This window comes from Oleiphilus sp. HI0132 (assembly GCF_001635845.1).
Map to the genome: position 1 here is coordinate 1 of NZ_LWGJ01000647.1, position 973 is coordinate 973.

Annotated in this window: 1 protein-coding gene; it reads left to right on the forward strand. The window is 43.7% G+C overall.

The window, feature by feature from the left end; all coding sequences use genetic code 11:
• Positions 1–851, forward strand: an 851-nt coding sequence (locus A3766_RS30710; RefSeq protein WP_197479426.1) for a phosphohydrolase, incomplete at its 5' end; no start/stop codon positions are given.
• Between the last annotated feature and the right edge of the window lie 122 nt (positions 852–973).

Consider the following 973-nt stretch of genomic DNA (forward strand, 5'->3'; position numbering starts at 1 on the left):
ATTTATTTAATCGACACGCTCACGCCCTTTGGCCGCTGATTGCTCCCAGCGACCTGGCGAATAATCCGGACTCCTTACCTGATGAATTCGCCAGCAAATTACAGCATGTTTTATCAAGCCTGGTATCGGGTGAGCTGGATGCAGACCGCGCCGATTACATGCTTCGCGACGGTTTTCACTCCTCGGTCACAATTGGAGGCTTTAACCTGGACCACCTGCTAAGCAATATTCATTTTGGTTGGTGTCCACAAACTAACTGGTTCGGTCTGGCAATTGCGGAAAAAGGCCTAAGCTCTCTAGAAGACTTTGTTTATAGTCGTCACCAAATGTATCGACAAGTCTACGCGCACAAAACAGCTCAAGGCTTCGACTGGCTGCTCCGCGCTGCGATTGATGAAGTGATGCAAAACCCCGAAGTGTCGAGCTTCGTTAACGCCAGTCTGGACAATATTGATAGTTTCAAGTATCTAACAGACAGCTATTTCTGGGAAGCTTTTCGAAAGCACGCTTCGGTTAAGAAAAACTCTTACTCTTCCTGTATTCTGGATAGACATAAGATGCGCTATCTAGCGACACGAGACAACCTCAGCAAAGAAGAAGAGCTTCATTACCTAAATTTCTTATCAAAGGAATTTGGTCACCCTGAGCAGCAATTAGTCTCATCTAGCATTACTGCACGATTCACAAAAATCAAAGATGGTTTTGAAGACATCAAAGTATTAGTATCAGATCATCAAAGACAAGCACCGACCTTAAAATTAATCTCGGATACCAGTCGTTTTTTTGATAAATTTACCGACGAAAGGATTACACACTTTTATCTTAATCCCGTCGACAAGGAAACGTATTAAGTTTACACGATAAGGACCCGGACGTTTAATGAAAACAAGAGATCGAATACTCCATAAAAGCCTGGAGCTTTTCAATGAGCTGGGTGAACCGAATGTCACCACGCTATTGATTTCTGACGAGC